This is a genomic window from Streptomyces sp. NBC_01232, from assembly GCF_035989885.1.
Lineage (GTDB): Bacteria > Actinomycetota > Actinomycetes > Streptomycetales > Streptomycetaceae > Streptomyces.
Genome location: NZ_CP108518.1, coordinates 2211636 through 2227745, shown reverse-complemented (window position 1 = coordinate 2227745; position 16110 = coordinate 2211636). Strand labels below are relative to the sequence as shown.

Sequence of the window (16110 nt, the reverse complement as noted above, 5' to 3'; positions counted from 1 at the left end):
CGGCGTGCAGCTATTCGAGTGCAGGCAGTCCGTCACCGTGCCGCCGATCCGTGTTCACCCGCCCACGGCCGTTCGACGGGGCCCGTCTCCCGTATATATGCACGGTCCGATCGGCCCAACACGAAGCGACCCCGGCGCAGGGCGACGTAAGTGCAACGTCTACAGTGGCGTGGTACGCGCAAGCCTTAACCGGGCCTTCATGTTGTGAATGGTCCGAGTCGGAGCTTGCTGGATTCTCTCTCAGGGGTGTGCGTGACGGCCGTCGAATCCCGTCCAGCGGGGGTGCTCGGGACGAGCCCCGTCCACCGGCCGCTCGGGACCCGCGTCATGGCTTTCGTGGCATTGACCAAGCCGCGGATCATCGAACTTCTGCTGATCACCACAGTGCCGGTGATGTTCCTTGCCGAGCAGGGCGTCCCGTCGCTGCGGCTGGTCCTCCTGACCTGCCTCGGCGGCTACTTGTCCGCGGGCGGCGCCAACGCGCTGAACATGTACATCGACCGCGACATCGACGCGCTGATGGACCGGACCTCGCAGCGACCGCTGGTGACCGGCATGGTCAGCCCGCGGGAGTGCCTGGCCTTCGGCCTCTCCCTGGCGGTCTTCTCCACCCTCTTCTTCGGCCTGCTGGTCAACTGGCTGTCGGCGGCGCTTTCGCTCGGTGCGCTCCTCTTCTACGTCGTGGTCTACACGATGCTGCTGAAGCGCCGCACCGCGCAGAACATCGTCTGGGGCGGCATCGCGGGCTGCATGCCGGTGCTCATCGGCTGGTCGGCCGTCAAGAACGAGGTCTCCTGGGCCGCGGTCATCCTGTTCCTCGTCATCTTCTTCTGGACGCCGCCGCACTACTGGCCGCTGTCGATGAAGGTCAAGGACGACTACGCGCGGGCCGGCGTGCCGATGCTTCCCGTCGTCGCGGGCAACAGGGCCGTGGCGCGCCAGATCGTCCTCTACAGCTGGGTGATGGTGGCGGTCTCGCTGCTGCTGACCCCGCTGGGGTACACCGGCTGGTTCTACACCGCGGTCGCGCTGGTCGCGGGCGGCTGGTGGCTGTGGGAGGCGCACACGCTGCACGCCCGGGCCAAGGCCGGCATCACGGGCGTGAAGCTCAAGGAGATGCGCCTGTTCCACTGGTCCATCACCTACGTGTCGCTGCTGTTCGTGGCGGTGGCCGTGGATCCCTTCCTCCGCTGATTACTCGCCGGTAGCATGGGTTCCATGGGAGACACCGCAGACACGGCAGACGCCGCGGCCGCCGCAGGCGCCGCGGACAAGAAGCAGGACCGCAAGGCCGCGAAGCTGGCCAAGCAGATCGGCGCGTTCGCCAAGCAGCACGGCGGCGCCGAGGGCCAGCTCGCCCACATCGGCCAGGCCGGCACCCGGATCGTGCTCGTGGGCACGGACGGCGGCTGGGGCGACCTCGTGGCCCCCACCTTCGGGACGGCGCAGCTGGCCGCGGAGAAGGCCGGGCTCACCCTTCACGACGAGTTCGACGGCGAGTTCGCAGCGCGCGTGCGCACGGGCCCGTACGAGTGGTCGCGCATGGCCGGCCTCCAGATCGGCGGACCGGCGAACCCGGCCGCGTAGGCCGTAGAACCCGTCCGGGGGGCGGGGGAGTGCCGTCTCGGTCAACAGCCCGAGCAACACCTCACACCCCGCTCACCCGTTAGGACGTGTGGAAGCCCCTTCCTCACGTCCGCAACGGGATGCCCGGATGATCGAAACGCCGCCCCTGGTGGACCAGTACTGCCACGGAGTACTCCGTACGGAGCTGGGCCTGGGCACCTTCGAGGCCCAGCTGATGCGCTCGGCGGGCCCGCCCGCCGCGGGCACCACCTTCTTCGACACGCAGACCGGCTTCGCGGTGCGCCGCTGGTGCGCGCCACTGCTGGGGCTGGAGCCGCACGCCACCCCCGCCCGCTATCTGGCGCGCCGGCGGGAGCTCGGCGCGGCCGAAACCGCCCGGCGGCTGCTGAGGGGATCCCCGGTCGCCGCCTACCTGGTCGACACCGGGGTGGCCGGGGACCTCACCGGCCCCAAGGAACTGGCGCTCGCCGGGGACGCGGAGGTCTTCGAGGCCGTCCGGCTGGAGTTACTGGCCGAGCAGGTCGCCGACACCTCCGGAACGGTGGGCGCCTTCCTCGCCAACCTCGCCGAGGCGATCCACCACGCCGCCGCCGGGGCCGCCGCCTTCACCTGCGCCACGGCCTTCACCCGCCCGGACGGCGCGGACCCTGCGGACACCCCGCCGGTCGGGCCCGAGCCGCCCGGTCCCGGCGCGGTGCGCGGGGCGGCCGGACGGTGGCTGGCCGGGCGGCCGCGGGGCGGAGCCGTACGGGACCCCGTACTCCTGGCGCACCTGCTGTGGAGCGCGGTGGCGTCCGGGCTGCCGCTCCAGCTGCACACCGGAGCGGCGGATCCTGCGCCGCTGACCGGGTTCGTACGGGCCACCGCGGGCCTCGGCACGCGGCTGGTGCTGCTCGGGGGACATCCGGACCACCGCCGCAGCGCGCAGCTCGCGGCGGCCTTCCCGCACGTCTACGCCGATACGGGCGCGGCCCTCGGGCGGACCGGGTCGCGGGCCGCGGCGGCCCTGACGGAGCTGCTGGAGATCGCACCGTTCGGGAAGGTGCTGTTCTCCAGCGGGGGCGGACGCCTGCCCGAGCTGCACGCGATCGGCGCCCTGGTGTTCCGCGAGGCGCTGGGCCGGGCGCTGGGCGGGTGGGTCGCCGAGGGGTCCTGGTCCTGGCGGGACGCGGAACGGGTGGCGGCCATGGTCGCGGCGGGCAACGCCCGCCGCGTCTACCGGCTGGACCGGCCCTGACGGGCCCGGCTCAGACCGCGGAGAGCTGCGGGTCGCCCTGGGCGGGGACCCCGGCCTGCTCGGCCGGCCGCTCGCGCAGGCTCAGCGCGACCCGGAGCACGGCGATCCACACCAGGCACGAGCCCAGCATGTGCGCGGCGACCAGTGCCTCGGGGACCTGGGTGGCGTACTGCACGTAACCGATGGCGCCCTGGGCGAGCAGGACGAGCAGCAGGTCGCGGGCGCGCGCCCGGGTGTCGGCGGGGGCGTCCACGATGCGCAGGACCAGCCACATCGCGACCGCGAGCGCGCACACCACCCAGGCCGAGACGGCGTGCACGTGGGCCGTGGTGTCCCAGTCGAAGGGCATGCGCTTGATCTCGCTGCTGTCACCGGCGTGCGGGCCGGAACCGGTCACGACGGTGCCCGCCGCGATCAGGACGAGGGTGGTCGCGAGCAGCGCCCACGACAGCTTGCGCACCGGGCCGGGCACGCGCGGCCTGGGTGCGCCGTCGCCCTCGCGGGTGCGCTGCCAGGTGAGCGTCGTCACGGTGATCAGTGCGGTGGCGAGCAGGAAGTGCCCGGCCACGCTGTAGGGGTTGAGCCCCGTCAGGACGGTGATGCCGCCGAGTACGGCGTTCGCCATCACGACGAAGAACTGCACCCAGCCGAGCTTCGTCAGGGAGTGCCGCCACGGCTTGGCCGAGCGGGCGGCGATGATCGCCCAGCCGACGGCCGCGCTGAGCACGTAGGTCAGCATGCGGTTGCCGAATTCGATGGCGCCGTGGAAGCCCTGCTCCTGTGTCACGAGCAGGCTGTCGTCGGTGCACTTGGGCCAGGTGTCGCAGCCGAGGCCGGATCCGGTCAGCCGTACCGCTCCGCCGGTGACGACGATGACCACGCTCATGACGAGCGCGGCGAGTGCGGCCCGCTGGACGGTCCGGGGTGACGGGGTCCAGCGGCTGGCGATGTGGGCGAGGGGGTTCAACACGCCCCATATCGTAGGCGACCCCTTGTGCAAAGTTTCACGAGGGGGTGGCCATGGGGGCGTCGGGGCCGACGACCAGCCGGAACCTGGCCCCCACGGGGTCGCCCTCCTCGTGCCACCACAGGAGGATGCGCCAATGGCCGCCGTCGCCCGGGTAGTCCGCGGAGTCGGTGAACCCGCGCAGTAATTCGCCCGCTACATCCTCGGCTGTCCTATTCCTTACTTCTGTGGCGCTGTGCCAGGGATGAGGCAGTACGTTCCATAGTCCGTCAGGTCCGCGGACCTCGAAGCGCCACACCGCGAGCCACGGGGTGACCTCCAGCATCGTGCGCACCTGCTCGACGCCGAGACCCAGCCCGGCGGCGATCCCGGGCTCCTCCACCCCCTGGATCCGTGCGGCCACCACGGCCCGGGGCAGCAGCCGTTCGGGCAGCAGCCCCTGCGCGCGCAGGCTGACCAGGGAGTCGAAGGCCAGGAAGCGCAGGCGGAGTTCCAGCTGGCGGCCGATGTGATCAAGAGCCTCCTCCGCCTCCCCCGACTCCTCCGCGGCCGGGTCCGCGAGCAGCAGCTGCCGGAAGTCGGACTCGGCGGCCACGGCCCAGGCCACGGCCTCCTCGGCGGACCCCAGCTCGGCGAGACGGTCCCCGAGGAACACCTTGGCCTGGGCCAGGCCCCGCCGGTTGACCGGATCCTGCTGGTCCAGTGCCGCCCACACCCCCACCGCGGTCCGGGTCAGATCGCGGGCACGCTCACCTGCCGCCCGCTCCATGGCGCTCGGCCCCTCGCCGGCCGCCGGGCCCAGCGGGTGCTTCGGCAGCCGGGCGCCGTCGCTCAGCGGCCAGGCCAGCCACACCCCGTGGTTGATCAGCCCGCGGGCGTACCAGCGGGCGAATTCGGGGGACTGGCCGGCCGCGCGCTCGGAGCTGCGCAGCCCCTCCTCGATCGTGGCGAGGGCGCCCGCGCGGTCCCCCGCGGCGAACCTCAGGGCGGCGCGGTCGGCGAGGCGCAGCCCGAGCAGGGCGGTGCACCGCGGATCGTCGTCGAACGGGCGCAGGGCGCCGATCAGCTCGTCGAGGAGCCGGTCACGCTCCCCGGGCGCCGCGTGCTCCGCCCCCGAGCGCACCCGTGCCCATTGATCGTCCAGCCGTAGAACGGCCTCCCGCTGCACCATGTCCGCCCCCCGGCTTCATGTGTGAGGCGACCATCCTCGCCGCTGTGCCGTCGGGGCGGGCGGGATTTCATTCCCAGCGGAAGAGCCGCGCGGCGGCGCCCAGACCAAGTACGGCCCAGCCCGCCAGCACGGCCGCGTCGCCCCACGGGAACGCGGCCCCGTGCTGGAGGACCTCCCGCAGCCCGTCGGACAGGGCCGAGATGGGCAGCAGCCCCAGTACGGACTGCACGGCGTCCGGGAACTTCTCCAGCGGGACGATCACCCCGCCGCCGACCAGCAGGAGCAGGAAGACCAGGTTGGCGGCGGCCAGGGTCATCTCGGCCTTGAGGGTGCCCGCCATCAGCAGCCCGAGCCCGGAGAAGGCGGCGGTGCCCAGCAGGACCAGCGCGGCCACCGACAGCGGGTTGCCCTGCGGGGACCATCCGAGCGCGAGCGCGATCACCGTCAGCAGGGCGATCTGCAGCACCTCGGTGACCATCACCGACAGGGTCTTGGCGGCCATCAGGGCCCAGCGCGGCAGGGGGGAGGCCCCGAGCCGCTTGAGGACCCCGTAGCGGCGGTCGAAGCCGGTGGCGATGGCCTGGCCGGTGAAGGCGGTGGACAGCACGGCGAGCGCCAGGATCCCGGGCGCGAGGAAGTCCACGGACTTCTCGCTGCCGGTGTCCACGATGTCGACGGCGGAGAAGAGGGTCAGCAGCAGCGCCGGGATGATCACGGTCAGCAGCAGCTGCTCCCCGTTGCGCAGCAGCATCCGGGTCTCCAGCGCCGTCTGCGCGAGGATCATGCGGGACACGGGCGCGGCCCCCGGGCTGGGGGTGAACGTACCGGCGCTCATGCGCGCAGCTCCTTACCGGTCAGTTCGAGGAAGACGTCCTCGAGGGTGTGCCGCTCCACGGTGAGGCTGCTCGGCATCACGCCGTGCTGCGCGCACCAGGAGGCGACGGTGGCCAGCAGCTGGGGGTCGACGTCGCCGGTGACGCGGTAGACGCCAGGGGTGAGCTCGGCGGCCTCGGTGCCGTCGGGCAGCGCCTTCAGCAGCGAGGCGAGGTCGAGGGAGGGGCGGCCGGTGAAGCGCAGGGTGTTCTCGGCTCCGCCCCGGCACAGCTGCTCGGGGCTGCCGTGCACGATGACCCTGCCGGCGTCCACGATGGCGACCTCGTCGGCGAGCTGCTCGGCCTCGTCCATGTGGTGCGTGGTGAGGACGACGGTGACCCCGTCGGTGCGCAGTTCCCGTACGAGGTCCCAGGTCGCGCGGCGGGCCTGCGGGTCCAGGCCGGCGGTGGGTTCGTCCAGGAAGACCAGTTCGGGGCGGCCCACGACGGCCATGGCCAGGGCGAGGCGCTGCTGCTGGCCGCCGGACAGCCGGCGGTAGGCGGTGCGGCCGCAGCCGCCGAGCCCGAGGCGTTCCACCAGGGCGGCGACGTCGAGCGGATCGGCGTACAGCTTGGCCATGTGGCGCAGCATCTCGACGGCGCGGGCTCCGGAGTAGACGCCTCCGGACTGCAGCATCACGCCGATCCGCGGGCGCAGGGCCTCGGCCTGCGCGACCGGGTCGAGGCCGAGGACGCGGACGGTGCCGGCGTCGGGGCGGTGGTAGCCCTCGCAGGTCTCCACCGTGGTCGTCTTGCCCGCGCCGTTGGGACCGAGGACGGCGGTGACGGAACCGCTGCGGACGGTGAGGTCCAGGCCGTCCACCGCGGTCTTGGTGCCGTACCGCTTCACCAGTCCGCGGATCTCCACGGCGGGGTCGTTGCTCATGGGGGGTGAGTCTACGGAGCCGGGGGAGGGGCTGCGGGTCCCGGGGGTCGAGGCCCCTCCGCCCTCGCCCCGGCCCCTGCCGCCCCCCGACCGGATCCCGATCCGACCCCGTTCCGACCCCGTTCCGACCCCGTTCCGAACCCCCTCCGCACCCCTGCGACCCCGCTGCGTCCCTCCGGGATCCGGACCTCGCGTCGCGAATTCGGTTCTTTTTCAGCCTGGTGGTCCTGAACCGGTCGGAATCTTTCGGTGATCTTTTCCGGAACTCGGTGTTCACGGTCGCGGAGTGTGAATACGGGCGCAGCCGTGCTGGTGGGGAGCGGTTTGCCGGCTCACTGGCCGCACCCGGAAAGGTTGCGGAATGTCCCCCTCCGAATAACTCTCCGTCGATAAATAAGGTAACCCTTAGTGATGGAGGCCACCAGGGGTGGCGTCCATCACGGCTTGTCGCCGCTCGGTTAATTACGCAACAATGGCGTTGTGAAATACGGCGAACGGCAGATCGACACCCCTCAGGGGGAGCTCGGCACCGGGGAGCGGTCAACCCGCAACCGCGTGGCGCGCTCGATCCTGGACCACGGTCCTTCCACCGTCGCCGACCTCGCCCAGCGTCTCGGCCTCACCCAGGCCGCCGTCCGCCGCCACCTCGACACGCTCGTCACCGACGACGTGGTCGAACCCCGTGAGCAGCGTGTGTACGGTGCGCGCACCCGGGGTCGGCCCGCCAAGGTCTTCGCGCTCACCGACTGTGGCCGCGACGCCTTCGACCAGTCCTACGACACGCTCGCCGCGGACGCCCTGCGCTGGATCGCGCAGTCGGTCGGCGGCGGCGAGCAGGGCGAGGTGGCCGTCGCCGCCTTCGCCCGGGCGCGGATGGAAGCGCAGGCGCAGGCCTACAAGGAAGCCGTCGAGGCCGCCGCTCCCCAGGAGCGCGCGGAGGCCCTTGCCAGGGCGTTGACCGTGGACGGGTACGCTGCTACGGCGAAGAGCGCTCCCGGTCCGCACAGCGGTGAACAGCTCTGCCAGCACCACTGCCCGGTCGCGCACGTCGCCGAGCAGTTCCCGCAGCTGTGCGAGGCGGAGACCGAGGTCTTCTCCCGCCTGCTCGGGACCCATGTGCAGCGCCTCGCCACGATCGCCCATGGCGACGGGGTGTGCACGACGTTCATTCCGCGTAGCGCGAGCACCGCACAGACCGACACATCAGTATCTGCAAGTACGGCCGGGAGGAACCCCGCATGACCACGGAGATCGCTCACCCTGAGCTCGATGGCCTGGGCACCTACGAATACGGCTGGGCCGACTCCGACGCGGCCGGTGCCGCTGCCAAGCGGGGTCTGTCCGAAGAGGTCGTCCGCGACATCTCGGCGAAGAAGTCCGAGCCGGAGTGGATGCTCAACCTCCGTCTCAAGGGCCTGAAGCTGTTCGACCGCAAGCCGATGCCGAACTGGGGTTCCGACCTCTCGGGCATCGACTTCGACAACATCAAGTACTTCGTGCGTTCCACCGAGAAGCAGGCCGCTTCGTGGGAGGACCTGCCCGAGGACATCAAGAACACGTACGACAAGCTCGGCATCCCGGAGGCGGAGAAGCAGCGCCTCGTCGCCGGTGTCGCGGCCCAGTACGAGTCCGAGGTCGTCTACCACCAGATCCGTGAGGACCTGGAGGAGCAGGGCGTCATCTTCCTCGACACGGACACCGCGCTCAAGGAGCACCCGGAGCTCTTCCAGGAGTACTTCGGCACGGTCATCCCGGTCGGCGACAACAAGTTCGCGTCGCTGAACACCGCGGTGTGGTCCGGCGGCTCCTTCATCTACGTCCCCAAGGGCGTGAAGGTCGACATCCCGCTCCAGGCCTACTTCCGTATCAACACGGAGAACATGGGTCAGTTCGAGCGGACGCTGATCATCGTCGACGAGGACGCCTACGTCCACTACGTAGAGGGCTGCACCGCCCCGATCTACTCCTCGGACTCGCTGCACAGCGCCGTAGTCGAGATCATCGTCAAGAAGGGCGGCCGCTGCCGCTACACGACGATCCAGAACTGGTCGAACAACGTCTACAACCTGGTCACCAAGCGCGCCGTGGCGTACGAGGGCGCGACCATGGAGTGGATCGACGGCAACATCGGTTCCAAGGTCACCATGAAGTACCCGGCCGTCTACCTGATGGGCGAGCACGCCAAGGGCGAGACCCTGTCCATCGCCTTCGCGGGCGAGGGCCAGCACCAGGACGCCGGCTCCAAGATGGTCCACATGGCGCCGAACACCTCCTCGAACATCGTCTCCAAGTCGGTGGCGCGAGGCGGCGGCCGCACCTCCTACCGAGGCCTGGTCGAGATCGGCGAGGGCGCCCACGGTTCGAAGTCCAACGTGCTGTGCGACGCGCTCCTGGTCGACACCATCTCCCGCTCGGACACGTACCCCTACGTGGACGTCCGCGAGGACGACGTCTCCATGGGCCACGAGGCCACGGTCTCCAAGGTCTCCGACGACCAGCTCTTCTACCTGATGAGCCGCGGTATGACGGAGTTCGAGGCCATGGCCATGATCGTGCGCGGCTTCGTCGAGCCCATCGCGCGCGAGCTGCCCATGGAGTACGCCCTCGAGCTGAACCGGCTGATCGAACTGCAGATGGAGGGATCGGTCGGCTGACGCCGGCCACGCGGCGCCCCCGCCGCACCTCCTTTGACGTAGGCAGTGTTCTTTAAAGAGAGTGAGCAAGACGACAGCCATGGCTGAGGCTCAGAACATTCCGGCGGGTTCGACCACCGCCGGCGCGATCGCGGTGGCCGCCGAGTCCACCGTTGCCACCCGGATGAGTGCGCCCCCGTCCTTCGACGTGGCGGACTTCCCGGTCCCGAACGGCCGCGAGGAGGAGTGGCGGTTCACCCCGCTCGCCCGTCTCAAGGGCCTGCACGACGGCACCGCGGTCGCCAACGGCAGCATGAAGGCCCAGATCGACGCGCCCGAGGGCGTCACGGTCGAGTCGGTGGAGCGCGGCGACGCGCGCATCGGCAAGGCCGGCACCCCGGTGGACCGGATCGCCGCCCAGGCGTTCTCGTCCTTCGCGAAGGCCACGGTCGTCACCGTGCCCAAGGAGCAGGTCCTGACCGAGCCGGTGCGCGTGACGCTGCACGGCGAGGGCGGCACCACCTTCGGCCACACCGTCTTCGACGTGCAGGCCTTTGCCGAGGCCGTCATCGTCATCGACCACACCGGTGACGGCGTGCGCGCCGCGAACGTCGACTTCCTGGTCGGCGACGGCGCCAAGCTCACCGTCGTGTCCGTGCAGGACTGGGACGACACCGCCGTCCACTGCTCCCAGCACAACACGCTGGTCGGCCGTGACGCGACCTTCAAGTCGATCGTGGTCACCTTCGGCGGCGACGTCGTGCGCATCCACCCCCGCATCAGCTACGCCGGCCCCGGCGGCGAGGCGGAACTCTTCGGCCTGTACTTCACCGACGCCGGCCAGCACCAGGAGCACCGCCTCCTGGTCACGCACGACGCGCCGCACTGCAAGTCGAACGTGGTCTACAAGGGCGCGCTCCAGGGCCAGGACGCCCACGCCGTCTGGATCGGTGACGTGCTCATCGAGAAGACCGCCGAGGGCACCGACACCTACGAGATGAACCGCAACCTCGTCCTCACGGACGGCGCGCGGGTCGACTCGGTGCCGAACCTGGAGATCGAGACCGGCGAGATCGTCGGCGCCGGCCACGCCTCCGCGACCGGCCGCTTCGACGACGAGCAGCTCTTCTACCTGCAGGCCCGTGGCATCCCGGCCGACGAGGCCCGCCGCCTGGTCGTCCGCGGCTTCTTCGCGGAGCTCGTCCAGCAGATCGGTGTCGACGACATCGAGGAGCGTCTGCTCACCAAGATCGAGACCGAGCTCCAGGGTTCCGTCTGATGAATTACGTCAAGGCCTGTGCGCTCAGCGAGCTGGAGGAGAACACCCCCAAGCGGGTGGAACTCGACGGCACGCCGGTGTCCATCGTCTCCACCGAGGGCGAGGTGTTCGCGATCAACGACATCTGCTCGCACGCGAACGTCTCGCTCTCGGAGGGCGAGGTCGAAGACTGCATGATCGAGTGCTGGCTGCACGGGTCGGCCTTCGACCTGCGCACCGGCAAGCCCTCGGGTCTGCCCGCGACGCGCCCCGTACCCGTATACCCCGTAAAGATCGAAGGGGACGACGTGCTCGTCTCCCTCACCCAGGAGTCCTGAGGTATCCATGGCAACGCTTGAAATCCACGACCTGCACGTCTCCGTCGAGGCCGAGAACGGCGCCCGCGAGATCCTCAAGGGCGTCGACCTCACCGTCAAGCAGGGTGAGACGCACGCCATCATGGGTCCGAACGGCTCCGGCAAGTCCACCCTGGCGTACTCGCTCGCCGGTCACCCGAAGTACACCATCACCGGTGGCACCGTGACCCTCGACGGCGAGGACGTCCTGGAGATGTCCGTCGACGAGCGCGCCCGCGCCGGCGTCTTCCTCGCGATGCAGTACCCGGTCGAGGTCCCCGGTGTCTCGGTGTCCAACTTCCTGCGCACCTCGGCCACCGCGATCCGCGGCGAGGCGCCGAAGCTGCGTACCTGGGTGAAGGAGGTCAAGTCCGCGATGGAGCAGCTCCAGATGGACCCGGCCTTCGCCGAGCGCAACGTCAACGAGGGCTTCTCCGGCGGTGAGAAGAAGCGCCACGAGATCCTGCAGCTGGAGCTCCTGAAGCCGAAGATCGCGATCCTCGACGAGACCGACTCCGGTCTCGACGTCGACGCCCTGCGCCAGGTCTCCGAGGGCGTCAACCGCGTCCGCGCGACCGGCGAGGTCGGCACGCTGCTGATCACGCACTACACGCGGATCCTCCGCTACATCAAGCCTGACTTCGTCCACGTCTTCTCCGAGGGCCGCATCGCCGAGTCCGGTGGCGCCGAGCTCGCCGACAAGCTGGAGGCCGAAGGCTACGAGTCGTACAGCACGAAGGGTGGCGCGACCGCGTGACACAGTTGCCTGGCCTCCTCGACATCGAGGCGATCCGAAAGGACTTCCCCCTTCTGGATCGTGTGGTCCACGACGGGAAGAAGATCGTTTACCTGGACAACGCTGCGACCTCGCAGAAGCCGCGCCAGGTGCTCGACGCGCTGAACGAGTACTACGAGCAGCACAACGCCAACGTCCACCGCGGCGTGCACGTGCTCGCCGAGGAGGCCACGGCGCTGTACGAGGGCGCCCGCGACAAGGTCGCCGCCTTCATCAACGCGCCGAGCCGCGACGAGGTGATCTTCACCAAGAACGCCTCTGAGTCGCTCAACCTGGTCGCGAACATGCTCGGCTGGGCGGACGAGCCCTACCGGGTCGACCGTGACACCGAGATCGCCATCACGGAGATGGAGCACCACTCCAACATCGTGCCGTGGCAGCTGCTCTCGCAGCGCACCGGCGCGAAGCTGAAGTGGTTCGGCCTCACCGACGACGGCCGGCTCGACCTGTCCAACATCGAAGAGGTCATCACGGAGAAGACGAAGATCGTCTCCTTCACGCTGGTCTCCAACATCATGGGCACGGTCAACCCGGTCGAGGCGATCGTCCGGCGCGCGCAGGACGTCGGCGCCCTCGTGCTGATCGACGCCTCCCAGGCCGCTCCGCACATGCCGCTGGACGTGCAGGCGCTCGGCGCCGACTTCGTGGCCTTCACCGGCCACAAGATGTGCGGCCCGACCGGTATCGGCGTCCTGTGGGGCCGCCAGGAGCTCCTGGAGGACCTGCCCCCGTTCCTCGGCGGCGGCGAGATGATCGAGACCGTGTCGATGCACGCCTCGACCTACGCCCCGGCGCCCCACAAGTTCGAGGCGGGTACGCCCCCGATCGCCCAGGCCGTCGGCCTCGGCGCGGCCGTGGACTACCTGACCGCGATCGGCATGGACAAGATCGCCGCGCACGAGCACGCGATCACCGAGTACGCGATCAAGCGTCTCGCGGAGGTGCCCGACCTGCGGATCATCGGCCCCACCACGGCCGAGGACCGCGGCGCCGCGATCTCCTTCGTCCTGGGCGACATCCACCCGCACGACGTCGGCCAGGTGCTCGACGAGCAGGGCATCGCGGTCCGCGTGGGACACCACTGCGCGCGCCCCGTCTGCCTGCGCTACGGAATTCCTGCGACGACGCGAGCGTCTTTCTACCTGTACTCCTCTCCGGCCGAGGTCGACGCGCTGATCGACGGGCTGGAGCACGTACGGAACTTCTTCGGCTGACGGACGAGGCGACGAGGACGCAGTGAAGCTGGATTCGATGTACCAGGAACTGATCCTGGACCACTACAAGCACCCGCACGGGCGTGGCCTGCGCGACGGCGACGCCGAGGTGCACCACGTCAATCCGACGTGCGGTGACGAGATCACGCTGCGCGTGAAGTACGACGGCGAGACGCTGACCGACGTCTCCTACGAGGGCCAGGGCTGCTCCATCAGCCAGGCCAGCGCGTCCGTACTGAACGAGCTGCTCGTGGGCAAGGAACTGGCCGAGGCGCAGAAGATCCAGGGCGTGTTCCTGGAGATGATGCAGTCCAAGGGCAAGATCGAGCCCGACGAGGCCATGGAGGAGGTGCTGGAGGACGCGGTCGCGTTCGTCGGCGTCTCCAAGTACCCGGCCCGTGTGAAGTGTGCTCTGCTGAGCTGGATGGCGTGGAAGGACGCGACCGCCCAGGCTCTGGGCGACGCGGAGAGGAAGACGGCATGACCGAGAACGCGACGCCCGAGGCGTCGATCAAGCCGGCCACCGAGGAGGAGGTCCGCGAGGCCCTCTACGACGTGGTCGACCCCGAGCTGGGCATCGACGTCGTCAACCTGGGCCTGATCTACGGCATCCACATCGACGACGCGAACATCGCCACCCTGGACATGACGCTGACCTCGGCGGCCTGCCCGCTGACGGACGTCATCGAGGACCAGGCGAAGTCGGCGACGGACGGCATCGTCAGCGAACTTCGCATCAACTGGGTCTGGATGCCGCCGTGGGGCCCGGACAAGATCACGGACGACGGCCGTGAGCAGCTCCGCGCGCTCGGCTTCAACGTCTGAGCCGTTGTGAACGACGAAGGGCCCCCGGCATCGCGCCGGGGGCCCTTCGCGTGTTCCGCCCGATGAGTGCGGGCCGGTCCGCGGTTCAGGCGGGGCCGGGTGCGTCCGGGCCGGGTGCGTCCGTGGGCGTGGGGCCGGTGCCGGGGGCCTGCGCGGCGAGTTCGGCGAGGATGGCGGGGGCGAGGTTCTCGCGCCGGATCCGCTGGTCCACGTACAGCAGACTGCTGAACAGCTGGGTGCACCCGATCTGGAACATCTGGCTCACGCCGCCGCCGGCCATGATGCACAGGAAGCCGAACGCGAGGCCGACGATCATGCCCGTCGACAGCTCGGCCGTGGCACCGCCCTCGGCCATGAGCGGGATCATGCCGAACATGCCGACGAGCTGGAAGGGCATCTGGATCATGTAGGCGATGCTCATCGCGATCATGCTGCCGACCAGGGTGATGCCGAAGATCCGCCACCATTCGCCCTTGACCAGTGCGGCCGAGCGGCGCAGCGCGGTGACGGGGCCGGCCTTCTCCATGACCGCCACGGCGGGGGCCAGGCCGAGCCGGGTGCCGAGCCAGACGGACACCGGGGCGGCGGCCAGTATGAACGCGGGCAGGAGGAGCACGATCCCGGGTGACGGGTCGTCGCCGGAGACGGAGACGATCATCACCGGAATCCACAGCAGTACGGCGGCGAGCACGGGGGAGCCCGCGATCAGCCCCGTGAGCAGCAGCGTGCCCAGCACGGAGGGAGTCCGCTGCAGGGCCGTGCGCCACATCGCGCGGAAGGTGGTGGGCCGGCCGAAGACCGCCTCGTGGAGGACCGCCGGGCACAGCGCGGTGACCACGGCCGTGGCCAGCAGCCCCACGGCGAGCAGCAGCACGAACAGCGTGATGGCCGCGACGAGGAACGGCGTGAGGTGCTCGGCCGACGGGTCCTGCCCGAAGGGCGGGTCGAAGACCGGCTCGATGTGGTCGTACACGGCTGCGACGGCGACGCCCGCCAGCAGGGCCATGACCAGCAGGCAGGCGCCCAGCACGGCCAGCATCACGCCGGCCATCTGCTTCCAGTAGCGGCCGAGGGTGGCGAAGGAGGCGCTCACGACGTCCCCGAGGCCCAGGGGGTGCAGGGGTATCACCCCGGGCTGCGGCGGTGGCGGCGGAGCCCAGCCTCCCCACTGCGGCGCCCCCGGGCCGCCCGGCCCGGGGGCCCCCGTCGGTCCCCACCCTGTGTTCTGCGTCATGCGTGTGCTCCGTCTTCTCGTTCCCCCGTCGGACGCACACCGTATATCAGCATGTCAGGAGCATGGCATCGGGTTTCCTGCACGGATGTGTACGCGCGTACGCATCGATGTGTACTGTTGTACACATGCCCTACGTCATGCTTGCCGCGGCCATCGCCGCCGAGGTCGCCGGAACCACCGCCATGAAGTACAGCGACGGCTTCACGAAGCTGTGGCCGTCGCTGGGCACCCTGCTGGGCTATGCCATCGCCTTCACCCTGCTCGCGCAGACGCTGAAGTCGATGTCGGTCGGCACGGCGTACGCCATATGGGCGGGCGTCGGCACGGCCGCGATCGCCGCCATCGGCATGGTGTTCCTGGGAGAGGCGGCCTCCGCCGCCAAGATCGCCGGGATCGCCCTGGTGATAGGCGGGGTGGTCCTGCTGAATCTCGGAGGGGCCCACTGATGGCCCCCGGGACGCGGCGCTACGACCCGGACCGCCGCCAGCGGATCATCGACGCGGCGATCCGGGTGGTGGGTGAGCGGGGCATCGCGGGGCTGAGCCACCGCAGCGCTGCCGCGGAGGCCGACGTACCCCTCGGATCGACGACGTACCACTTCAAGACGCTCGACGACCTGCTGGTCGCCGCGCTGCAGCAGGCCAACGAGGGCTTCGCGCAGGCGGTGGAGGGCTCGGCCGCACTGGCGGACCTGGACCGGGACCCGGCCCCGGACGGGGACGGAACCCCGGGCGCGGACCCGGGTGCGGACCTCGCCGGGGCGCTGGCCCGGCTGCTCGGGGAGTTGCTGGGCGCGGACCGGGGCCGGGTCGAGCTGGAGTACGAGCTCTACCTCGCGGCCCTGCGCCGCCCGGCGCTGCGGCCGGTGGCGGCGCAGTGGTGCGAGGCGTTCGCGGCGGCGCTGGTCCCGCGGACCGACCCGGTGACCGCGCGGGCGCTGGTGGCGGTCATGGACGGGATCGGCCTGCAGGTCCTGCTGACGGACACCGCGTACGACGAGGAGTACGCCCGCGAGGTGCTCGCACGGATGCTGCGGCCCTCCTCCTAAGAGGTGTTCTGCCGATCATGCCGCGC

At 70.3% G+C, this 16110-nt stretch carries 18 protein-coding genes; 13 read left to right on the top strand and 5 right to left on the bottom strand.

Translation table 11 applies throughout. The features are described from left to right. Positions 1-246: 246 nt before the first annotated feature. The 3 genes from OG444_RS10490 (at position 247) to OG444_RS10480 (ending at position 2824) form a co-directional block, all read left to right on the top strand. Positions 247-1194 (top strand): heme o synthase, encoded by a 948-nt coding sequence (locus OG444_RS10490; RefSeq protein ID WP_327266720.1) that lies wholly within the window; start codon positions 247-249, stop codon positions 1192-1194. A gap of 24 nt (positions 1195-1218) precedes the next feature. Further along, positions 1219-1587: a hypothetical protein gene (locus OG444_RS10485; RefSeq protein ID WP_327261903.1), complete on the top strand. Its 369-nt coding sequence runs from the start codon at positions 1219-1221 to the stop codon at positions 1585-1587. A 127-nt stretch (positions 1588-1714) separates the two neighbouring features. Then, entirely contained in the window at positions 1715-2824 is a 1110-nt protein-coding gene (locus tag OG444_RS10480) for an amidohydrolase family protein (RefSeq protein ID WP_327261902.1), read from the top strand. 10 nt (positions 2825-2834) lie between these two features. Here the strand turns inward: OG444_RS10480 and OG444_RS10475 are convergent, their stop codons facing one another. The 4 genes from OG444_RS10475 to OG444_RS10460 form a co-directional block, all read right to left on the bottom strand. Next, on the bottom strand, positions 2835-3824 hold the full coding sequence (locus tag OG444_RS10475; protein ID WP_327261901.1) for a COX15/CtaA family protein: 990 nt from the start codon (positions 3822-3824) through the stop codon (positions 2835-2837). 4 nt (positions 3825-3828) lie between these two features. Beyond that, positions 3829-4962: a hypothetical protein gene (locus OG444_RS10470; protein ID WP_327261900.1), complete on the bottom strand. Its 1134-nt coding sequence runs from the start codon at positions 4960-4962 to the stop codon at positions 3829-3831. A 67-nt stretch (positions 4963-5029) separates the two neighbouring features. Then, a complete protein-coding gene (locus tag OG444_RS10465; RefSeq protein WP_327261899.1) occupies positions 5030-5797 on the bottom strand; it encodes an ABC transporter permease in 768 nt (255 codons plus the stop codon). Further along, a complete protein-coding gene (locus OG444_RS10460) occupies positions 5794-6720 on the bottom strand; it encodes an ABC transporter ATP-binding protein (RefSeq protein WP_327261898.1) in 927 nt (308 codons plus the stop codon). The genes OG444_RS10465 and OG444_RS10460 overlap by 4 nt, the downstream gene beginning before the upstream one ends. A gap of 480 nt (positions 6721-7200) precedes the next feature. On the opposite strand from OG444_RS10460, the gene OG444_RS10455 reads away from it, so the two are divergent. The 8 genes from OG444_RS10455 to OG444_RS10420 all read left to right on the top strand — a co-directional run bounded on the left by OG444_RS10455 (position 7201) and on the right by OG444_RS10420 (position 13802). Next, complete coding sequence (locus OG444_RS10455) at positions 7201-7962, top strand: helix-turn-helix transcriptional regulator (protein WP_327261897.1); 762 nt, start codon at positions 7201-7203, stop codon at positions 7960-7962. Next, positions 7959-9374, top strand: coding sequence for a Fe-S cluster assembly protein SufB (sufB, locus tag OG444_RS10450; RefSeq protein ID WP_327261896.1), 1416 nt, complete (start codon positions 7959-7961; stop codon positions 9372-9374). Before OG444_RS10455 ends, sufB begins: the two co-directional genes overlap by 4 nt. A 79-nt stretch (positions 9375-9453) precedes the next feature. Beyond that, entirely contained in the window at positions 9454-10632 is a 1179-nt protein-coding gene (sufD, locus tag OG444_RS10445) for a Fe-S cluster assembly protein SufD (RefSeq protein WP_327261895.1), read from the top strand. Continuing rightward, positions 10632-10949 (top strand): bifunctional 3-phenylpropionate/cinnamic acid dioxygenase ferredoxin subunit, encoded by a 318-nt coding sequence (locus OG444_RS10440; protein ID WP_030009135.1) that lies wholly within the window; start codon positions 10632-10634, stop codon positions 10947-10949. The genes sufD and OG444_RS10440 overlap by 1 nt, the downstream gene beginning before the upstream one ends. Before the next feature lie 7 nt (positions 10950-10956). Then, entirely contained in the window at positions 10957-11724 is a 768-nt protein-coding gene (sufC, locus tag OG444_RS10435; RefSeq protein ID WP_030720347.1) for a Fe-S cluster assembly ATPase SufC, read from the top strand. Further along, positions 11721-12977 (top strand): cysteine desulfurase, encoded by a 1257-nt coding sequence (locus OG444_RS10430; protein ID WP_327261894.1) that lies wholly within the window; start codon positions 11721-11723, stop codon positions 12975-12977. The genes sufC and OG444_RS10430 overlap by 4 nt, the downstream gene beginning before the upstream one ends. Before the next feature lie 22 nt (positions 12978-12999). After that, positions 13000-13461: a Fe-S cluster assembly sulfur transfer protein SufU gene (sufU, locus tag OG444_RS10425; protein WP_030292254.1), complete on the top strand. Its 462-nt coding sequence runs from the start codon at positions 13000-13002 to the stop codon at positions 13459-13461. Then, positions 13458-13802 carry a metal-sulfur cluster assembly factor gene (locus tag OG444_RS10420; protein WP_030009139.1) on the top strand — a complete coding sequence of 115 codons (345 nt, stop codon included), beginning with the start codon at positions 13458-13460 and terminating at the stop codon, positions 13800-13802. The genes sufU and OG444_RS10420 overlap by 4 nt, the downstream gene beginning before the upstream one ends. An 85-nt stretch (positions 13803-13887) precedes the next feature. Here OG444_RS10420 and OG444_RS10415 read toward each other — a convergent pair whose 3' ends face one another. Next, a complete protein-coding gene (locus OG444_RS10415; RefSeq protein WP_327261893.1) occupies positions 13888-15036 on the bottom strand; it encodes a hypothetical protein in 1149 nt (382 codons plus the stop codon). Positions 15037-15161: 125 nt separating this feature from the next. Here OG444_RS10415 and OG444_RS10410 point away from each other — a divergent pair, with 125 nt between their 5' ends. Both OG444_RS10410 and OG444_RS10405 read left to right on the top strand, forming a co-directional pair. After that, positions 15162-15482 carry a DMT family transporter gene (locus OG444_RS10410; protein ID WP_327261892.1) on the top strand — a complete coding sequence of 107 codons (321 nt, stop codon included), beginning with the start codon at positions 15162-15164 and terminating at the stop codon, positions 15480-15482. Beyond that, on the top strand, positions 15482-16084 hold the full coding sequence (locus tag OG444_RS10405) for a TetR/AcrR family transcriptional regulator (RefSeq protein ID WP_327261891.1): 603 nt from the start codon (positions 15482-15484) through the stop codon (positions 16082-16084). Before OG444_RS10410 ends, OG444_RS10405 begins: the two co-directional genes overlap by 1 nt. The last annotated feature ends 26 nt before the right edge of the window (positions 16085-16110 follow it).

Bases quoted from the DNA above. Each gene is read 5' to 3' on its own strand.
- OG444_RS10410 (WP_327261892.1), top strand. From the start codon at position 15,162: ATGCCCTACGTCATGCTTGCCGCGGCCATCGCCGCCGAGGTCGCCGGA.
- sufB (WP_327261896.1), top strand. From the start codon at position 7,959: ATGACCACGGAGATCGCTCACCCTGAGCTCGATGGCCTGGGCACCTAC.
- OG444_RS10485 (WP_327261903.1), top strand. From the start codon at position 1,219: ATGGGAGACACCGCAGACACGGCAGACGCCGCGGCCGCCGCAGGCGCC.
- OG444_RS10480 (WP_327261902.1), top strand. From the start codon at position 1,715: ATGATCGAAACGCCGCCCCTGGTGGACCAGTACTGCCACGGAGTACTC.
- OG444_RS10460 (WP_327261898.1), bottom strand. From the start codon at position 6,720: ATGAGCAACGACCCCGCCGTGGAGATCCGCGGACTGGTGAAGCGGTAC.
- OG444_RS10465 (WP_327261899.1), bottom strand. From the start codon at position 5,797: ATGAGCGCCGGTACGTTCACCCCCAGCCCGGGGGCCGCGCCCGTGTCC.
- OG444_RS10405 (WP_327261891.1), top strand. From the start codon at position 15,482: ATGGCCCCCGGGACGCGGCGCTACGACCCGGACCGCCGCCAGCGGATC.
- OG444_RS10415 (WP_327261893.1), bottom strand. From the start codon at position 15,036: ATGACGCAGAACACAGGGTGGGGACCGACGGGGGCCCCCGGGCCGGGC.
- OG444_RS10420 (WP_030009139.1), top strand. From the start codon at position 13,458: ATGACCGAGAACGCGACGCCCGAGGCGTCGATCAAGCCGGCCACCGAG.
- sufC (WP_030720347.1), top strand. From the start codon at position 10,957: ATGGCAACGCTTGAAATCCACGACCTGCACGTCTCCGTCGAGGCCGAG.
- OG444_RS10470 (WP_327261900.1), bottom strand. From the start codon at position 4,962: ATGGTGCAGCGGGAGGCCGTTCTACGGCTGGACGATCAATGGGCACGG.
- OG444_RS10440 (WP_030009135.1), top strand. From the start codon at position 10,632: ATGAATTACGTCAAGGCCTGTGCGCTCAGCGAGCTGGAGGAGAACACC.
- sufD (WP_327261895.1), top strand. From the start codon at position 9,454: ATGGCTGAGGCTCAGAACATTCCGGCGGGTTCGACCACCGCCGGCGCG.